We start from the raw sequence: 14,832 nt of genomic DNA, 5'->3' as shown, positions 1-14,832 counted from the left end.
GGCCCACCCCGGTCTCTAGTTTTGGTCATATGAACTATATATGTGGCTCGAGCTACGTGCCAAGGGCTTTTCGTGGCGGCACCGAGCGCGCCGAGCAGGAGACCCATGCCTTGCAAGGCCGCAAGTTAGACGGGCGTCCAACTATTGGTGAGGGTTTGGCTCGAGGCAATTCGAACCGTTGTCGGGCAGGGGTGGGCGCGGCTTGGATGACCGAGTTCATCAATGGCGAGCAATTCGGGAGTACAAGTGAAATTCCGTCGGGTACTGGCGATCCCGGTCCTCATGGCAACCGCTGCCCTGACCCTCACGGCGTGCGGCTCGGACGACGCGGAATCGGGCACCGTTGTCCGGATCGGCACCACCGACAAGGACAAGGCCTGGGATGTGTTCGAGCAGAAGGCCAAGGAGCAGGGCATCACGCTGAAGATCACCAACTTCTCCGACTACCAGCAGCCCAACGCGGCGCTGTCGCAGAAGCAGATCGACGTCAATCTCTTCCAGCACCTGCAGTTCCTCGGCCAGTACAACGTGGCGAGCTCGGACACGCTGACCCCGATCGGTTCGACCTACATCGTGCCGCTCGGCCTGTACTCCAAGAAGCACAAGGCGGTGGCCGACATCCCGCCCGGCGGCGAGATCGCGATCCCCAACGACCCGACCAACCAGGCCCGTGCCCTGTTCGTGCTGCAGGCCGCCGGATTGCTGAAACTCAGCGGCACCTCGGCCCAGCCCACACCGGCCGACATCGACAAGGGCGCGTCCAAGGTGAAGGTGACCCCGGTCGATGCCGCGCAGACCGCGCTCTCGCTGGCCTCGGTGGACGGTTCGGTGATCAACAACACCTTCCTCGAGCGTTCCGGCATCGACCCGCACTCGGCGCTGTACAAGGACGATCCGAAGAATCCGGCCGCCGAGCCCTACATCAACGTGATCGTCACCCGCGCCGAGGACAAGACCAACCCGACCTATCTGAAGCTGGTGGAGATCTGGAAGGACCCGGCCGTGGCCGCCGCACATGCCGAGGTCACCAAGAACACCGCGGTCGCCGTGACGCGCCCGGGCGCCGAGCTCGAACAGATCCTCGACCGGGTGCAGCAGGGCATCCGGGCGAACAGGTGAGTTCCGCCGCTGCTGTCGAATTCCGTTCGGTCACCAAGGTGTTCGGCAGCGGCGCGGACGAGCACGTCGCGCTCGACGGTATCGATCTGCGCATCGAGCACGGTGAGATATTCGGGGTGATCGGCTATTCCGGGGCGGGCAAGTCCACCCTGGTGCGCTTGATCAATGCCCTGGAGAAGCCCACGTCGGGCACCGTCACGATCTCGGGCGCCCCCATCACCGGGGTGCCGGAGTCGGCCGTGCGCACGCTGCGCCGCGATATCGGCATGGTGTTCCAACAGTTCAACCTCTTCCGATCCCGCACGGCCGCGGGCAATGTGGAGTACCCGCTGAAGGTGGCGGGCTGGAAGCGCGCCGAACGCAAGGCGCGGGTGGCCGAACTGCTCGAATTCGTCGGTCTCACCAACAAGGCCCGTGCCTATCCCGATCAGCTCTCGGGTGGGCAGAAGCAGCGCGTGGGAATCGCCAGGGCACTGGCCACCTCCCCGTCGCTGCTGCTCGCCGACGAGGCCACCTCCGCGCTCGACCCGGAAACCACCGGTGAGGTGCTGCGGCTGCTGAAGAAGGTCAATGCCGAACTCGGGGTGACCATCGTGGTGATCACCCACGAGATGGATGTGATCCGCGCGGTCGCCGACCGGGTCGCGGTGCTCGCCGAGGGCCGGATCGTCGAATTGGCGCCCACCTTCGACGTTTTCGCGGCACCGCGGGCCGAGTCGACCCGATCGTTCGTCGGCACCGTGCTGCACAACCGGCCCGATGCCCGCGAACTGGACCGGCTGCGGGAGCTGCACGGCGGCAGGCTGGTCACCGTCGACGTCGACGACCACAGCGGCATCGGTGCGGCGCTGGCCGCCGCGGCCGCCGCCGACGTGCGCTTCGAGATCGTCTACGGCGGTGTGAGCACGCTGCAGGACAAGACCTTCGGCAGCATCACCCTGGCCTTGCACGGACCCGACGACGCGGTGGACCGCGTCGTCGCCGATCTGGAACGGAAGGGCTGAGATGGACACCGACTGGGAGAAACTGCGCCCCACCCTGTTCGAGTCCATCGGGACGACCGTCTACCTGGTCGGCGTGACGTTCGTCGTCGCGGGCCTGATCGGCCTGGTACTCGGCACCGCGCTCTACACCACCCGCAAGGGCGGCCTGCTCGCCAGCACACCGATCTATCTGGTGCTCAATGTGATCGTGAACGTGGTGCGCCCGATTCCGTTCATCATCCTGCTGGCCGCGCTCGGCCCGGTCACCCTCGAGGTGGTCGGCACGACCATCGGCTCCGAGGCGGCACTGTTCGTGATGATCGTCGCCGCCTCGTTCGGCATCGCCCGCATCGTGGAACAGAACCTGGTCACCGTCGACCCCGGGGTGATCGAAGCGGCCCGCGCGGCGGGCGCGGGTCCGCTGCGCATCATCCTCACGCTGCTGATCCCGGAGGCGCTCGGCCCACTGATCCTCGGCTACACCTTCGTGGTGATCTCGATCGTCGACATCTCCGCCATGGCGGGCACCGTCGGTGGCGGCGGTCTGGGCGACTTCGCCATCGTCTACGGCTACCAGCAGTTCCGATGGGAGGTCACCCTCGTCGCCGTCCTGATCATCATCGCCGGCGTCCAGGCCGTCCAGTTCCTCGGCAACTGGCTGGCCCGGAAGGTGTTGCGCCGCTGAATCACCCGGTGGGCCGAGCTAGGCCGAGCGGACGCCGCCGAGTCCCGGTGTGGGACAGACCTCGGCGTCCGCCCGGGCCCGGCGCGGACCGCTGGTACCCATCGCGCCACCGAAGCCGGTCGAGGCCACCTGCTCGGCGGGCACTCGCGGGCCGGTGTGGAAACTGCGGGCGATCATCGCCGACCGCAACTGCCACAGCCCCGAGGCCTGCGCCGGGTCGAGCCCGGTGAGCTGGGCGACGCGCCGCAGCCGGTAGTCGACGGTGTTGGTGTGGATGTGCAGCAGGCGGGCCGTGCGCTGCCGGTTCATGTTGTTGGCGATGTGCACGCGCAGCGTCTCGTACAGCTCGGGGTGCTTGTCCAGCGGGGCGAGCAGTTCCCCGAGCCGGGCACGGCCGGGACCGGGGCGGGTGAGCTGGTATTCCAGCGCCAGATCGCCGAAGCGGTACAGGCCGGGTTCGCAATCGAGCCGCTCCACCATGTCGAGCAGTTCGTGAGCGCGCTGTGCCGCGTCGGGGATCTCGGCCGCGGGCGAGGTCACCAGCGCCGCCGTCACGTCCACGCGGGCGGCCCGCGACAGGGCCTCGATGAGGCCGTCGAGCTGATCGTCGGCGAGCAGGTCGGCCGGAATGAGCAGCGTCCCACCGTCGACCGACAACAGCGACAGCGCCTGCTCCCCGCACCGGTGCGCCAGCGCGGCCTGCACCCGGCGCAACTTGCGTCGCGCGACCACCGAGGAGTTCAGGCGGGCATCGTGCTCGTCGGGATGCTCGCCGATCGAAAGGGCCAGTACCGCATACGATTCGGCCACGGCGATCCCGCACTCGCGGGCCATCGTGATGGTCGGCTGCCCGGCGAGCAGGGCGGAGGTGAGCGTGTGCACGGCGGTGTGGTGCTCACCGGCGATCTCGCGGTGCTCGCGGATGTAGGCGCGAGTCACGGTGGTGCACAGGACATCCGAGATCGCGATCAGCCGACGGAACTCGTCGGGCAGGCTCATCCCGGCGCACGCGGCGTCGAAACCGATCCGGAAGCCCTCGTGCAGCGCATGCAGGATCGTGTCGATGGGCACGCCCTCGCGCGCCCACCCGGCCGCCGCGACCGCGAGCCGGTGCAGCTTGGCCTCCTCGTCACGCCCGTCGAGCAACCCGGCGCAGATCTCGAGGCACATCCTGGTCACCGAAGTCACCTCGCCGGAGATCGCGTCACCGGGCAACGTCCGGCAGGTCGCCACGTTGTTCACGAAATGGGTGACCAGCGTGGATGTCAGCCCCCTGTCCACTGGGATCGTCATCGTCGACTCCTCCTCGTTCACACCGTTCGGTGCTGCTTCCCCGGTACCTGTCCCAACGTGATGGCCGACACCGAGGTCTTCTTCGTGACATGACTGTAGGGTGAGTAACCGCTCACCTTCTACTCCTCTTTCCCGCGAGGTGCACCGATGCCCCCACAAGCCGATAAGCAGCGCAAACGCCCGAAACAGGATCGGGCGAGGGAGACGCGGGCACGCATTCTGGAGGTATCCGCTCACCTTTTCGGCACCCGCGGCATCGGCAATACCTCGACCAACCGGATCGCGAGCGAGGCGGGCATCAGCATCGGCACGCTCTACCGGTATTTCAACGACCGCGACGAGATCGTCAAAGAGCTGACCGACAGCCTGTTTCTGCAGGTGGAGGACCGATACAGCAAGTTTCTCACCGTCGCCGCGGACAAGACACCGCGCGATTCGGTGGCCGAGGTGATCCGCACCGCCGTGCAGATCCTCGTCGCCAACGGGCCCCTGGTCCGCGCCCTGGTCGCCGACCTGCACTTCTACGGCAGCGGTATCCCCGAATTCGAGCCGCGGCTGCGCATGATCATCAAGCTGTATCTGATCCACCTGCTCGGCCCGACCAAGACCATCGACATCGACACGATGGCGTTCGTGGTGCTCAACGCCGGTTTCGCCACGGCGCTGCGTTCGGTGGAAATGGAAGACGAGGGTCTGGACCGCGATGTGGTGATCGACCAGACCGCCGACATGATCGGCGCCTGGATCGCCTCGGCGCTCGAGGCCGAAACGGCCCGGTAATGCGGCAGGCCCGGATCCCGCGAAGGATCCGGGCCCGATCAGGTGGTGACGATCAGCGCGCGTTGGCGGTGCAGATCGCGTCGACGACGTGGGCGCCGCTCAGGTTCGCCGAACCGGTGTTGGCCAGCATGGCGGTCGGGGTGAGCTCGGTCAGGCTCTCGTAAGCCGTGCGCTCGGCATCGGCCCGGGTCGGACCGGATGCCCACGCGAGGCCGTCGTTGCTCTGGACCAGAACGCCGCAGCCGTTGGCCCAGGTCATGACCTCGTTGCAGTCGGCCAGGTGGCAGTCGGCGATCGCCGCGGCGATGGCGGCCTCGGCGCTGCCCTCGTTCACGCTGATGCCGTAGATGGCCTCGTTGTCGCTCAGCGCGACCGACGCCCACTGGTCACCCGCCGCGCTCGCCGAACCGGCACCCAGCACCGACCCGGCCGCAAGGCCGAGTGCCACAACGGCGAAGCCGGCCTTACTCATGAAACTCATTCGAATGTTCTCCTCTGGAAACTGTTCCGGAAGTCCGGAACCTTCCAGATCATCATCGAAAGTTCGGTAATAGCCAACTCCAGGGGTAAAGGTACCGACGCAAAAGAACCCGGATCCGCTCGAGATCCGGGTCCGATTGCTATCGCGTTCAGCTCGCGTTGGTGGTGCACACCGTTTCGATCACGGTGCCGCCTGCCATCTGCGACGAGCCGAGGTTGACGAGCAGGTTCTGCGGGGTGCCCTCGGTGAGCGCGAGGTAGGCCTCCCGCTCGGCCTCGGCGCGGTTGGAGCCCTTGCCCCAGGCCACGTACTGCTCGTTCTCCACCAGGGCCAGGCAGCCGTTCACCCACGACACCTCGACAGCGCAGCCGTCCGCGCCGCACTGCTCCAGCGCCGCCGCCTCGGCCTCGGCGCGGGTGGGGTAGTCGACCGAACGGCCGTAGTTCGACCAGTCGGCGTCCACGGCCATGGCGCCCCACTGGTCGCCCGCCGCACTCGCCGAACCCGCCCCGAACACCGACCCGGCCGCAAGGCCGAGTGCCACAACGGCGAAGCCGGCCTTACTCGTGAAACTCATTCGAATGTTCTCCTCTGGAAACTGTTCCGGAAGTCCGGAACTTTCCAGATCATCATGCAATTCGCGCGAAAGGCCAACCGAAACGCGAAATCTCACATCACCGGCGTCGGCACATCACCGACGGAAAACACGACAGGCCCGGATCCTGCGAGAGGATCCGGGCCCGCGTCGTGCTGTCGATCAGCGCGCGTTCGCGGTGCAGACCACGCGGGCGACCTTGGCGCCACTCAGGTCCGAGGACCCGAAGTTCGCGAGCTGGGCGGTCGGGGTGAGCTCGGAGAGCCGTTCGAACGCAGCGCGCGTGGCCTCGGCCGCGGTGCGCCCCGAGGCCGCCGCGACGCCGTCGTCGCTGACGACCAGTGTGCCGCAGCCGTTGGCCCACGAGATCATGACCTTGCAGTCGGCGGCGCCGTTGGTGCCGCAGCTCGCGATCGCCTGCTCGCGCGCCTCTTGCTCGCTCGGCCAGCTGCTGCTCGACCCGTAGGTCCAATCGGTCGTGCTGAAAGCGATCGCGCCGAACATGCTCTGCGCGTTCGCGGCACCGGCGCCGAACACCGAACCGGCCGCAAGACCGAGCGCCGCGACGGCGAAGCCGGCCTTACCCATGAAACTCATTCGAAAGTTCTCCTCTGACAAACAGTTCCGCGATCGCGGAACCGACAAGTGGACCATCCTCGGACCACCGCCCGCCAATCGGAGTGACGCACTTCACGTTTCGACACGGACACGGAAACGCCGCAGGCCCGGCACCCAAGCGGGGTACGGGCCTGCGGCGAAAAGTGTTGTCTAGACCGTGAAGCCGAGGGCGCGCAGCTGTTCGCGGCCGTCGTCGGTGATCTTGTCGGGGCCCCACGGCGGCATCCAGACCCAGTTGATCTTCAGGTCTTCGACCAGGCCGCTGCGCACCAGGGCGTTGCGGGACTGGTCCTCGATGACGTCGGTGAGCGGGCAGGCCGCCGAGGTGAGTGTCATGTCGAGGGTGCAGATGTTGGCGTCGTCGACGGACATGCCGTAGACGAGGCCGAGGTCCACGACGTTGATCCCGAGTTCGGGGTCGACCACATCACGCATGGCCTCTTCCAGATCCGCGATGTGCTGGATCTGTTCGGGCGTCAACTCCGCTTCGGGAGTGGGCGCTGCGGTTTCGGTCGTGGCTTCGTCAGCCTTGGTCTCACTCATCACGCATCCCCATTTCCCATGGCAGGTTTGGCATCTTCGGCCGAGGCGATCTGCACGACGGCGTCCTTGAACGCCATCCACCCCAGCAGTGCGCACTTCACGCGCGCGGGGTACTTGGCGACACCGGCGAGGGCGATACCGTCGCCGATCATGTCCTCGTCGCCCTCGACGGTGCCTCGGCTCGAGATCATCTCGCTGTAGGAGTCGACCACCTTCAGCGCCTGCTGCACCGGCAATCCGATCACCTGGTCGGTGAGGATCGAGGTGGCCGCCTGGCTGATCGAGCAGCCCTGGCCGTCGTAGGAGACATCGGCGACCTCGCCCGCGTCGTCGATGTGCACGCGCAGGGTCACCTCGTCACCGCAGGTGGGGTTCACGTGGTGCACCTGGGCACCGAACGGTTCCCGCAGCCCGCGGTGGTGCGGGTGCTTGTAGTGGTCCAGGATCACTTCCTGGTACATCTGCTCCATGCGCATGTCTTATGCAACTCCGAAGAACGTCTGAGCCTTCCGAACGGCCGTGACCAGTGCGTCGACCTCGTCGAGAGTGTTGTAGACGGCGAAGGACGCCCGCGCGGTCGCGGCGACCCCGAAGCGGCGGTGCAGCGGCCACGCGCAGTGGTGCCCGACCCGGATGGCGACACCCTGGTCGTCGAGGATCTGGCCCACGTCGTGGGCGTGTACCCCGTCGACGACGAACGACACCGCGCCACCGCGATCCACGTTCTCGGTGGGTCCGATGATCCGCACGCCCTCGATCGCGCCGAGGCCTTCGAGCGCGGCACCGGTGAGCGCGTGCTCGTGGGCGGCGATCGCGTCCATGCCGAGGTTCTCGAGATACCGCACCGCGGCGGCGAGTCCGACGACCTGCGAGGTCATCGGGGTGCCCGCCTCGAAGCGCTGCGGCGGCGGCGCGTAGGTGGTCTTCTCCATCGTGACGGTCTCGATCATCGACCCGCCCGTGATGAACGGCGGGGTCTCCTCGAGCAGCACGCGACGGCCGTACAGGCCGCCCACACCCATCGGGCCGAGCATCTTGTGCCCGGAGAACGCGGCGAAATCGACACCGAGTTCACGGAAGTTCACCGCTGTGTGCGGCACCGACTGGCAGGCGTCGAGCACGACCAGCGCGCCGACTTCCTTTGCCCGCCGGACCAATTCGGCCACCGGCGCCACCGCACCCGTCACGTTCGACTGGTGGGTGAACGCGAGAACCTTTGTCGCGGAGGACAGTTCGAGCGAATCCAGATCGATGCGTCCGTCGTCGGTCACCCCGTACCACTTGAGCGTGGCACCGGTGCGCCGCGCGAGTTCCTGCCACGGAACGAGATTCGCGTGGTGTTCGAGTTCGGTGATGACGATCTCGTCGCCGGGTCCGACCTTGTACGGGAACCGGTCGTCACCGAAGGCGTTGGCCACCAGGTTCAGCGACTCGGTCGCGTTCTTGGTGAACACGATCTCGCCCGCGTCGGCACCGACGAAGCGCGCGATGACCTCCCGCGCGTCCTCATAGGAGTCGGTGGCCTCCTCGGCGAGCTGGTGCGCACCGCGGTGCACCGCCGAGTTACGGGTGAGCAGGAAGTCACGCTCGGCGTCGAGCACCTGCAGCGGACGCTGCGAGGTGGCACCGGAATCCAGGTACACCAACGGTTTCCCGTCCCGCACCGTGCGGTGCAGGATGGGGAAGTCGGCCCGGATGCGGGCCACGTCGAGGGCCGACCCCGAGACGGACACAGCGGTCATGGTCGTCAGGCTCCAGTGGTCGCGGACGTGAAGCGCACGTAGCCGTTCGCGTCGAGTTCCTCGGCCAGCTCGGAGCCGCCTTCGGCGACGATGCGGCCGTTGACGAACACGTGCACGAAGTCGGGCTTGATGTAGCGCAGGATGCGGGTGTAGTGCGTGATCAGCAGGACGCCGCCGTCCTCGCGATCCTTGTAGCGGTTCACGCCGTCGGAGACGATGCGCAGCGCGTCGACGTCGAGGCCGGAGTCGGTCTCGTCGAGGATCGCGATCTTCGGCTTGAGCAGGCCGAGCTGCAGCACCTCGTGGCGCTTCTTCTCGCCACCGGAGAAGCCCTCGTTCACCGAGCGGTCGGCGAAGGCCGAGTCGATGTCGAGCTCCTTCATCGACTCCTTCACCTCCTTGACCCAGGTGCGCAGCTTCGGCGCCTCACCGCGCACGGCGGTGGCGGCGGTGCGCAGGAAGTTCGACATCGAGACACCGGGGACCTCGACCGGGTACTGCATGGCCAGGAACAGGCCCGCGCGGGCACGCTCGTCGACCGACATGTCCAGGACGTTCTCACCGTCGAGGGTGATGGTGCCCTGGGTGACGGTGTACTTGGGGTGTCCGGCGATCACGTAGGACAGCGTGGACTTGCCCGAGCCGTTGGGGCCCATGATGGCGTGCGTCTCGCCGGACTTCACCGTGAGGTTCACACCGTTGAGGATCTGCTTGGACTCACCCTCGGGGGTGGTGATCTCCGCGTGCAGGTCCTTGATTTCCAAGGTGGTCATCGAATTCGAATCCTTCGTTGCAGTAAGTGGGTGTCAGATACCGACAGTGGCGAGTTCGGCCTCGATGGCCGCCTCGAGCCGCTCCCGGACCTCGGGGACCGTGACCTTCTGGATGATCTCGAAGAAGAAGCCACGCACGACCAGGCGGCGGGCGACGTCCTCGGGGATGCCACGAGCGCGCAGGTAGAACAGCTGCTCGTCGTCGAAGCGGCCGGTGGCACTGGCGTGTCCGGCACCGGCGATCTCACCGGTCTCGATCTCCAGGTTCGGCACCGAATCGGCGCGGGCGCCGTCGGTGAGCACCAGGTTGCGGTTCGCCTCGTAGGTGTCGGTGCCCTCGGCCGCGGCGCGGATCAGCACGTCGCCGATCCAGACCGTGCGGGCGTCGCCCTTCGGCGAGGACGGGTCACCCTGCAGCGCACCCTTGTACAGCACGTTGGACTTGCAGTTGGGCTCGGCGTGATCGACCAGCAGCCGCTGCTCGAAATGCTGGCCCGCGTCGGCGAAGTACAGACCGAACAGCTCAGCCTCGCCGCCGGGACCGGCGTAGCGCACGGTGCCCGACAGGCGAACCAGGTCGCCGCCGAGGGTCGCCGACACGTGCCGCAGGTTCGCGTCGCGACCCAGCTTCAGGTGATGCGCGGTGACGTGCACCGCGTCGTCGGCCCATTCCTGGACGGCGACGACGGTGAGCTTGGCGCTGTCACCGAGCACGAATTCGACGTTCTCGGCGTAGGTTCCGCTGCCGCGCTGATCGAGCACGATCGTGGCGACGGCGAAGTTGTCCAACCGGATCTGCAGGTGGCCGTAGGCGGTCTTGCCCTCGCCCGGACCGGTGATGGTCACGGTGACGGGGTCGGAAACCTCGGTCTCCTTGCCGACGGTGATGACGGTCGCGGTCTCGAAGCCCGAATAGGCCTGGGCGGCAACGCGATCGGCGGGGGTACCGGCCTGGCCGAGACGGGCGTCGGTGCGGTCGACCGTTTCCACGGTGACACCGGCGACCTCGCTCACCTCGACGGTGGCCTGACCGTCACGCACGGCCGTACCGTCGTGCAGGCCGCGCAACCGACGCAACGGAGTGAACCGCCACGCCTCGTCGCGACCCGACGGGATCTCGAACTGGTCGACATCGAACGAGGTGAACACCTCGCCCTTGTTGACCGCGGCGCCCGCGCCCGGGTTCTGGGTCGGCGTCTCGAGCGTCGACATCAGCCCACGGCCCCTTCCATCTGCAGCTCGATGAGCCGGTTCAGTTCCAGTGCGTATTCCATCGGCAGTTCCTTGGCGATGGGCTCCACGAAGCCGCGCACCACCATGGCCATCGCCTCGTCCTCGGTGAGACCGCGGCTCATCAGGTAGAACAGCTGATCCTCGGACACCTTGGAGACCGTGGCCTCGTGGCCCATGGTCACGTCGTCCTCGCGGATGTCGACGTAGGGGTAGGTGTCGGAGCGGCTGATCGTGTCGACCAGCAGCGCGTCACACTTCACCGTCGACTTGGAGCCATAGGCGCCCTTGTTGACCTGGACCAGGCCGCGGTACGACGCACGACCGCCGCCACGCGCCACCGACTTCGACACGATGGTCGAGGAGGTGTGCGGGGCCAGGTGCAGCATCTTGGCGCCGGTGTCCTGGTGCTGGCCGGGGCCGGCGAACGCGACGGACAGGACCTCGCCGTGCGCGTGCTCACCGGTCATCCAGACCGCCGGGTACTTCATGGTGACCTTGGAGCCGATGTTGCCGTCGACCCACTCCATGGTGGCGCCCGCCTCCGCCTTGGCCCGCTTGGTGACCAGGTTGTAGACGTTGTTGGACCAGTTCTGGATGGTCGTGTAGCGGCAGCGGCCGCCCTTCTTCACGATGATCTCGACGACCGCGGAGTGCAGCGAGTCGGACTTGTAGATCGGCGCGGTGCAGCCCTCGACGTAGTGGACGTAGGCGTCCTCGTCGACGATGATCAGCGTCCGCTCGAACTGGCCCATGTTCTCGGTGTTGATCCGGAAGTAGGCCTGCAGCGGGATGTCGACGTGCACGCCCGGCGGCACGTAGATGAACGAGCCACCCGACCACACCGCGGTGTTGAGCGCGGAGAACTTGTTGTCACCGGCGGGGATCACCGAGCCGAAGTACTCCTGGAAGATCTCCGGGTGCTCCTTGAGCGCGGTGTCGGTGTCGAGGAAGATGACGCCCTGCTTCTCCAGGTCCTCGCGGATGGAGTGGTAGACGACCTCGGACTCGTACTGCGCGGCGACACCGGACACGAGGCGCTGCTTCTCGGCCTCGGGGATGCCCAGCTTGTCGTAGGTGTTCTTGATGTCCTCGGGCAGGTCTTCCCAGCTCTCGGCCTGCTTCTCCGAAGAGCGAACGAAGTACTTGATGTTGTCGAAGTCGATGCCGTCGAGGTTGGAGCCCCAGTTCGGCATGGGCTTGCGGTCGAAGATGCGCAGCGCCTTGAGGCGGATGTCGAGCATCCACTCGGGCTCGCTCTTCTTGGCCGAGATGTCGCGAACGACAGCCTCCGACAGGCCGCGTTGCGCACTGGCGCCCGCGACATCCGAATCGGACCAGCCGTAACCGTAGTTGCCCAGCGAGGCAATGGTTTCGTCCTGGGTCAGCGGTTGCACCTGGTCGGTGGTTGTCGTCATTCGGCACTCCTTCCGGAGTCGTTGCTTCGTTCCGCCGCGGGCTGTGCGGCGGATGGGATTTTCGGCACCGCGACCAGCGGCACGTGGGTGGTGCAGGCGCAATCGCCGTTGGCGATCGTCGCAAGTCGCTGCACGTGGGTGCCGAGCAGGTCGCGGAAAGCGTCCAGTTCGGCGGCGCACAGCTGCGGGAACTCCTCGGCCACGTGGGCCACCGGGCAATGATGCTGGCAGATCTGCACACCGGCACCCACCTGGCGGGTGGTCGCGGCGAAACCGGCGTCGGCGAACGCCTCGGCGATCTCCTCGACCTTGGCCTCGATCACGGGGGCACTGTGCTCGGCGACCGGCTCGATGCCGTCGACGATGGTACGCACCCGTTTGCGGGCGAACTCGCTGATCGCCTCGTCGCCACCGATCTCACCGAGCTGACGGATGGCGGCACCGGCCAGGTCGTCGTAGGCATGGCCGAGGTTGCCACGTCCGGCGGCGGTGAGCTGGTATTGCTTGGCGGGCCTGCCGCGGCCCTTCTGCTGCCACGGCGCCGACCGGCTCGCGCGCGCCTGACCTGCGTCGATCAGCGCGTCGAGGTGCCTGCGCACCCCCGCGGGGGCGAGCCCGAGTTCGGCACTGATGGCGGTGGCGGTGATGGGACCCTGCTCGAGCAGCAACTGGACGATGGCCGCCCGGGTCTGCCCTTCGTGCGCGGGCACAGCAGACGACCGGGTGCCGGTCGTCTTACGACCGGTCCCTTCCGCGCCTGTCCGCAAACCCACGGTTTTCACAACACCAGTGTGGCGGAATTACTTCCCTAAATCTAATAAGGGTCACCTTGCCAAGGGCACCCTGACCTGCGACGAAGACATCACACCACCGCTCCGCCTCCGCAAAACCCCAGGTGCAGCCCACCCTCTCGCCCACCACGGGGTGACTCATCGCACACCCGGGCCGACCTCCTCACGACCCGGCGAGAAACCCCGAGAGCAGCACGGACTCCAGCTCAGCGGGGAATGAGAGGGTGGGTGGCCGGGCCTTCGATAACGGCGCCGTCGGGCTCGAAGCGGGAGCCGTGCAGCGGGCAGTCCCAGGTACGTTCGGCGTCGTTCCAATGCAGGATGCCGCCCAGGTGGGGGCAGATCGCGGAGATCTCGGTGGTGACGCCGTCGACGGTGGAGACTGCGGTGGGATGCAGCCCGTGGCGCTCGACGCGGCCGCAGCCTTCCGGCGGGATCGTGTGCTCGTCGGCGCCGAGCAGGTGCAGCCAGCCGGTGGACAGGTACCGGGCGACAGTCGCGTTGGCGCGGGCGCCCGCCGGGAGGGAGGCGACTTCGCCGAGCCGCCAGGCGGAGAGAGTGTCGGCCCATTTCGGAGCGTCGCCGGTGATGCGCCCCGCGAGGGCGAGCGCGGCGGCGGCGCCGTTGGTGAAACCCCACTTGGCGAACCCGGTGGCGACGAGCACCTCCTCGCGGCCCGGAACGAGCGGGCCGACGTAGGGAAGTTCGCCGACGGGGTGGTAGTCCTGCGCCGACCAGCGGTGCAGCAGTTCCGCGCCGGGGAACCACCGACCGGTCCAGTCGAGCAGGTCCCGCACGTGGGCGTCCGCGGAATCCTCGCGACCCACCTCGTGACCGCTGCCGCCGACCAGGAGCACGTCGTCGGCCGGGTAGCGGCGCAGCGACCGGATCGGTTGTCCCGCACTGATGTACATCTCCTCCGGCACCGGCCCGGGCACCGTGAACGCGGCCAGATAGGAGCGCTGGGCGGTGACGCGGGCGAAGTAGCCACCCCGGTCGAAAATCGGTGTTCCGGTCGCGACGACGACGTTGTTCGCATCCACCTCGCCGTGTTCGGTGTCTATCACCACCCGGCCGTCGTGGTGACGAAGCCGTTGTGCGCGCGTCGATTCGAAGATCGCCCCGCCCTGGGTCTCGACTTCGGCGGCGAGGGCGGCCAGAAAGGCCATCGGGTTGAGCTGGGCCTGCTCGCGCAGCCGCACGGCGCCGTGGAGGGGGAACGGAACGTCGACGTCGTCGACCAGGTCGGTGGGCAAGCCGGCCGACCGCGTCGCCTCGAATTCCGCCCGCACAGCGGACATCTCGGATTCGTTCTGGGCATAGGTGTAGGCGGCCACGCGCTCGACGGCGAGGTCGCGTCCGGCGCAGAAATCCAGCAGCCAGTCGAACCCGTCGAGATTGGCGGCGACGTAGCGCGAGAGGGTCGCGATGCCGTGCCTACGGGCGATGGTCTGGGCCCGGGTGCCTTGCAGGAGCGATACTTTCGCCGTCGACGCGGCCGTGGTGCCCGCGCCGACTCGTTTCGCCTCGATCACCGCCACCTCGCGGCCACGCTGGGCCAGCAGCAGCGCGGTCGTCAACCCGACGATCCCCGCGCCGAGGACGACGGTGTCGAAGCGCGAACCGGGGGTCAGCCGTAACCGGGCGGGAACTTCGGCGTTGTTCAACCACAGAGACGTCATGAGGAGCGCATAGCCCGGCCTGGCCGGTCGAAACCGGACACGCCCACCGGACCGCCGCACCGCTCGGCCGACCCGTGCGCCTCGCCGAGGTACAGATCG

General features: G+C 67.4%; 16 protein-coding genes. 4 read left to right on the top strand and 12 right to left on the bottom strand.

From position 1 onward, the window contains the following. Window positions 1-282: 282 nt before the first annotated feature. Genes AB0F86_RS03490 through AB0F86_RS03480 form a run of 3 tightly spaced genes read left to right on the top strand, consistent with a single transcriptional unit; the run spans window position 283 to window position 2,787 of the window. Window positions 283-1,119 carry a MetQ/NlpA family ABC transporter substrate-binding protein gene (locus AB0F86_RS03490; protein WP_356984412.1) on the top strand — a complete coding sequence of 279 codons (837 nt, stop codon included), beginning with the start codon at window positions 283-285 and terminating at the stop codon, window positions 1,117-1,119. Beyond that, window positions 1,116-2,123: a methionine ABC transporter ATP-binding protein gene (locus AB0F86_RS03485; protein WP_356984280.1), complete on the top strand. Its 1,008-nt coding sequence runs from the start codon at window positions 1,116-1,118 to the stop codon at window positions 2,121-2,123. The genes AB0F86_RS03490 and AB0F86_RS03485 overlap by 4 nt, the downstream gene beginning before the upstream one ends. 1 nt (window position 2,124) lies before the next feature. Then, the gene (locus AB0F86_RS03480; RefSeq protein ID WP_356984278.1) at window positions 2,125-2,787 is read left to right on the top strand and encodes a methionine ABC transporter permease; all 663 of its coding nucleotides are present in this window, start codon (window positions 2,125-2,127) and stop codon (window positions 2,785-2,787) included. A gap of 18 nt (window positions 2,788-2,805) precedes the next feature. On the opposite strand, the gene AB0F86_RS03475 is transcribed toward AB0F86_RS03480, so the two are convergent. Further along, entirely contained in the window at window positions 2,806-4,080 is a 1,275-nt protein-coding gene (locus AB0F86_RS03475; RefSeq protein ID WP_356984276.1) for a helix-turn-helix domain-containing protein, read from the bottom strand. A 147-nt stretch (window positions 4,081-4,227) separates the two neighbouring features. On the opposite strand from AB0F86_RS03475, the gene AB0F86_RS03470 reads away from it, so the two are divergent. Continuing rightward, window positions 4,228-4,860: a TetR/AcrR family transcriptional regulator gene (locus AB0F86_RS03470; RefSeq protein ID WP_181698063.1), complete on the top strand. Its 633-nt coding sequence runs from the start codon at window positions 4,228-4,230 to the stop codon at window positions 4,858-4,860. Between the two features lie 52 nt (window positions 4,861-4,912). Here the strand turns inward: AB0F86_RS03470 and AB0F86_RS03465 are convergent, their stop codons facing one another. The 11 genes from AB0F86_RS03465 to AB0F86_RS03415 form a co-directional block, all read right to left on the bottom strand. Further along, window positions 4,913-5,341: a DUF4189 domain-containing protein gene (locus AB0F86_RS03465; RefSeq protein ID WP_067635991.1), complete on the bottom strand. Its 429-nt coding sequence runs from the start codon at window positions 5,339-5,341 to the stop codon at window positions 4,913-4,915. 148 nt (window positions 5,342-5,489) lie between these two features. Continuing rightward, window positions 5,490-5,918, bottom strand: coding sequence for a DUF4189 domain-containing protein (locus AB0F86_RS03460; RefSeq protein ID WP_181698062.1), 429 nt, complete (start codon window positions 5,916-5,918; stop codon window positions 5,490-5,492). A 180-nt stretch (window positions 5,919-6,098) separates the two neighbouring features. After that, entirely contained in the window at window positions 6,099-6,533 is a 435-nt protein-coding gene (locus tag AB0F86_RS03455) for a DUF4189 domain-containing protein (RefSeq protein WP_181698061.1), read from the bottom strand. Window positions 6,534-6,704: 171 nt separating this feature from the next. Beyond that, window positions 6,705-7,097: a metal-sulfur cluster assembly factor gene (locus AB0F86_RS03450; RefSeq protein WP_067493905.1), complete on the bottom strand. Its 393-nt coding sequence runs from the start codon at window positions 7,095-7,097 to the stop codon at window positions 6,705-6,707. After that, a complete protein-coding gene (gene sufU, locus AB0F86_RS03445; protein WP_067636000.1) occupies window positions 7,097-7,573 on the bottom strand; it encodes a Fe-S cluster assembly sulfur transfer protein SufU in 477 nt (158 codons plus the stop codon). The genes AB0F86_RS03450 and sufU overlap by 1 nt, the downstream gene beginning before the upstream one ends. A gap of 3 nt (window positions 7,574-7,576) precedes the next feature. After that, window positions 7,577-8,839, bottom strand: coding sequence for a cysteine desulfurase (locus tag AB0F86_RS03440; RefSeq protein ID WP_356984273.1), 1,263 nt, complete (start codon window positions 8,837-8,839; stop codon window positions 7,577-7,579). A 5-nt stretch (window positions 8,840-8,844) separates the two neighbouring features. Continuing rightward, window positions 8,845-9,612: a Fe-S cluster assembly ATPase SufC gene (gene sufC, locus AB0F86_RS03435; protein ID WP_067493704.1), complete on the bottom strand. Its 768-nt coding sequence runs from the start codon at window positions 9,610-9,612 to the stop codon at window positions 8,845-8,847. A 33-nt stretch (window positions 9,613-9,645) separates the two neighbouring features. Next, the gene (gene sufD, locus AB0F86_RS03430; RefSeq protein WP_356984272.1) at window positions 9,646-10,824 is read right to left on the bottom strand and encodes a Fe-S cluster assembly protein SufD; all 1,179 of its coding nucleotides are present in this window, start codon (window positions 10,822-10,824) and stop codon (window positions 9,646-9,648) included. Continuing rightward, window positions 10,824-12,260 carry a Fe-S cluster assembly protein SufB gene (gene sufB / locus AB0F86_RS03425; RefSeq protein WP_181698058.1) on the bottom strand — a complete coding sequence of 479 codons (1,437 nt, stop codon included), beginning with the start codon at window positions 12,258-12,260 and terminating at the stop codon, window positions 10,824-10,826. Before sufB ends, sufD begins: the two co-directional genes overlap by 1 nt. Continuing rightward, window positions 12,257-13,033 carry a metalloregulator ArsR/SmtB family transcription factor gene (locus AB0F86_RS03420; RefSeq protein WP_356984410.1) on the bottom strand — a complete coding sequence of 259 codons (777 nt, stop codon included), beginning with the start codon at window positions 13,031-13,033 and terminating at the stop codon, window positions 12,257-12,259. The genes sufB and AB0F86_RS03420 overlap by 4 nt, the downstream gene beginning before the upstream one ends. Before the next feature lie 224 nt (window positions 13,034-13,257). Further along, window positions 13,258-14,733 carry an FAD-dependent oxidoreductase gene (locus AB0F86_RS03415; protein ID WP_356984270.1) on the bottom strand — a complete coding sequence of 492 codons (1,476 nt, stop codon included), beginning with the start codon at window positions 14,731-14,733 and terminating at the stop codon, window positions 13,258-13,260. Window positions 14,734-14,832 lie beyond the last annotated feature (99 nt).

The organism is Nocardia sp. NPDC023733 (assembly GCF_040639775.1).
Lineage (GTDB): Bacteria > Actinomycetota > Actinomycetes > Mycobacteriales > Mycobacteriaceae > Nocardia > Nocardia rosealba.
This window is presented reverse-complemented; position numbering and strand designations above follow the sequence as displayed.